Source organism: Rhodoblastus sp. (assembly GCF_041915505.1).
Classification (GTDB): domain Bacteria; phylum Pseudomonadota; class Alphaproteobacteria; order Rhizobiales; family Beijerinckiaceae; genus Rhodoblastus.
Genome location: NZ_JAYSBG010000383.1, coordinates 1 through 3,173, shown reverse-complemented (window position 1 = coordinate 3,173; position 3,173 = coordinate 1). Strand labels below are relative to the sequence as shown.

General features: G+C 64.7%; 3 protein-coding genes. 2 read left to right on the top strand and 1 reads right to left on the bottom strand.

Annotation, left to right across the window (positions count from 1 at the left end; translation table 11 throughout):
- Positions 1–766: FCD domain-containing protein (locus tag ACE3S9_RS17290; protein ID WP_374547725.1), on the bottom strand; the 766-nt coding region annotated here is incomplete at its 3' end.
- Positions 767–953: 187 nt separating this feature from the next.
- Here ACE3S9_RS17290 and ACE3S9_RS17285 point away from each other — a divergent pair.
- Together ACE3S9_RS17285 and ACE3S9_RS17280 are read left to right on the top strand one after the other, a co-directional pair.
- Positions 954–2,570 (top strand): L-lactate permease, encoded by a 1,617-nt coding sequence (locus ACE3S9_RS17285; protein ID WP_374547724.1) that lies wholly within the window; start codon positions 954–956, stop codon positions 2,568–2,570.
- A 74-nt stretch (positions 2,571–2,644) separates the two neighbouring features.
- Positions 2,645–3,173 (top strand): FAD-binding oxidoreductase (locus ACE3S9_RS17280; protein WP_374547723.1); only part of this gene is annotated, 529 nt, incomplete at its 3' end.

The window sequence follows — 3,173 nt, the reverse complement described above, 5'->3', positions numbered from 1 at the left end:
CCCCGCGACGCGCCAGCAGTTCGCCGCGGCCCATCCGGCGCAGCACGCGGGCGACCCGCGCCTCCTCCTCGTGCATTTCCTTCAGCGTTTCCGCCGTGGAGCGCATGTGATAGGTGGCGGCCTCCGCAGCCTCCTCCGGCTTGCGCGCGACGATGGCCTCGCCGATCGCCAGATGCTGCGTCAGCAATTGATCGCGAAACCCCTGATGGGCGTAGAGCTGGTTGCGGTTGTAGAACACGCCCCGCCGCAGCATGTCGGAAAAGGCCCGCATGATGTGCAGCAGCACGATATTGTGCGAGGCCTCATAGATCAGCATGTGCAGGTCGACATCCGCCTCGGCCTCGGCGGTCGGATCCTCGAGCTGATGCGCCGCCTTGATCCGCTCCAGGCAGTTCTCGATCGCCTCGATCTCGTAATCGGTCGCGCGCAGGGCCGCGAGCCGCGCCGCCTCGCCCTCCACCAGGCCGCGATATTCGAGATAATCGATCAGAGCCTGTTCGTTCGATTGCAGGATGGCGGCGAGCGGCTCCGTCAGCGGCGCCATGAATTTCGCGACATAGGTGCCGGATTTCGTGGTCTCCAGCAGGCCGCGCCGCTGCAGGCTCTCCAGCGCCTCGCGCAGGCAGGGCCGCGACACTTCGAATTTTTCCGCCAGCTCGCGCTCGCCAGCGAGGCGCTCGCCTGGCCGCAGCGCGCCTTCCAGGATCAATTGTTCGAGATGATCGGCGATGGAGTCGGCAAGCTTTGGATTTCGTACCGTTTCCATGTCTGGTTTCCTGAATTGCCCTGCCAGACTAGCACCCCGAGATAAATTGTCCACCGGCTCTTGATGGAACGAATTTTTTCCAGTATTGAAAACTGGTCAATTTTTATGACCAGTTGTTGACGGCGCTAAAACGAACGTACCAATCAGCGCCCGCCGCCGCGTCTGGCCATGATTTTGGGGAGACATCATGTTCGCACAGCTTTTGACGCCGGTCGGCGATAGCCTCGGCTTGTCTTTCGTCGCCGCCACTCTGCCTGTCCTCACCGTCCTGATCCTGCTCGGCGTGTTCCGTCGCCCGGCCTGGCAGGCCTCGCTCGCCGGCCTCGCGGTCGGTCTCGCCGTCGCGATCTTCGGCTGGCGCATGCCCGCCGGCCTCGCTCTGAATTCCGTGGCCAATGGCGCAGTCTTCGCGCTCTGGCCGGTGATGTGGATCGTGGTCAATGCGTTGCTCCTGTACAATGTCGCGGTCAAATCAGGCCGGTTCGAAGCCTTTCGCGCCTGGGTCATCGAGCATCTGCCCAATGACCGTCGCATCATTCTGGTGGTGATCGGCTTCTGTTTCGGCGCGTTGCTGGAGGGCGTCTCCGGCTTCGGCACGCCGGTCGCGATCACCTCGTCGCTGCTCATCCTGTGCGGCTTCCCGCCGCTCGAAGCCCTGGTTTTCGTGCTGATCTTCAACACCGCCCCGGTCGCCTTCGGCGCGCTCGGCGTGCCCGTCACAGTGCTCGGCGCGGTGACCGGCCTGCCCGCCCCGGCGCTCGGCGCCATGATCGGCCGCCAGCTTCCCGTGATCGCGCTGCTGCTGCCGTTCTATGTCATGGCGATCTATGGCGGGTTGCGTTCGGTGCGCGCTCTGTGGCCGGTGCTGCTGGTTGCGGGCGGCAGCTTCGCCGTCTCGCAGTTCGTCGCCTCGAATTTCCTCGATTATGCGCTGACCGACGTGCTGTCCTCGCTGGGCTCGCTGATTGTCACCATCCTGTTCCTGCAAGTCTGGCGTCCGGCGCCCGATCCGGAATTCGCCGTGTCGGCGGCCGCGCTGGCGGAGGAAAGCAAATCCGAGGTCGCGCCCTGGCAGGGCTGGCTGCCGTGGCTGATCGTCTCCGGCGTGGTGATCGCCTGGACCCATTTCGGCTGGGCGGCCATAGCGCAATCCAAGGTGGAATGGCCGGGCCTGCATAACGCCATTTCGATCACGCTTTACAACAACAAGCCCTATGCCGCGATCTGGACCTTCCAGCCGCTCGGCAGCGGCACCGCCATCCTGGTCGCGACGCTCATCACGGCCTTTGCGGTGCGAATCTCGCCGAGCGATTTCCTCGGCTGCATTGGAAGCACCCTGCGCCAGATCCGCGTCGCCGCCATCACGGTCATGTTCATCATCGGCCTCGCCTATCTGATGAATTATTCCGGCATGGCCTATACGCTCGGCCATGCGGTGGCTTCGACCGGCAAGCTGTTCGTGCTGCTGTCGCCTTTCCTGGGCTGGATCGCGGTCATGCTGTCCGGCAGCGACACCTCCGGCAACGCGCTGTTCGGCAATCTGCAGGTGGTGGCGGCCCGCCAACTCGACCTCAATCCGGTCCTGTTCGCCGCGACCAATTCGTCCGGCGGCGTGATGGGCAAGATGGTTTCGCCGCAGAATATTGCGACCGGCGTCTCCGTCACCAATCTGAAGGACAAGGAGGGCGAGGTCTTCGCGCGCACCTTCTCGCACAGCATCATTTTGACGGTGGCGCTGGCGATCCTTGTCGCCTTCCAGCAATTTGTGATCCCATGGGTCATTCCGGTGGTCGCCGCCCACTAAGTTGCAGGTCGAAACCCAAAGGGCGCCGGCCCGGCCGGCGCCCGTCGCGACTGACGCCGGGAGGAGGCGCCGCCATGCTGCACCAAAAGCCGAACAATGGCCTTGCACTGGAATTCGAACAGATCCTGCCGAAGGAGCGGATCGTCGCCGATCCGCTGCGCCGCCTCGCCTATGGGACGGACGCCAGTTTCTATCGCCTGACGCCGCAGGTAATCCTGATCGCCGAAAGCGAGGCGGAAGTCCTCGCCATCCTCGGCCTATGCCGCCGGCTGAAGGCGCCGGTGACCTTCCGCGCCGCCGGCACGTCGCTGTCCGGCCAGGCGGTGACGGATTCGGTCCTGATCGTGCTCGGCGAGGGTTTTGGGCAATTCGCCTATGACCAGGCCGCGCAAATCGCCCGGCTTGGCCCGGCCATCGTCGGCGGCGAAGCCAATCGCCGTCTCGCGCCCTTCGGCCGCAAGATCGGCCCCGATCCCGCCTCCATCGCCACGGCGAAGATCGGCGGCATCGCCGCCAATAACGCCTCCGGCATGTGCTGCGGCGTCGGGCAGAATTCCTATCATACGCTCGCCAGCCTGCGCCTGGCGCTCGCCGACGGCGTGA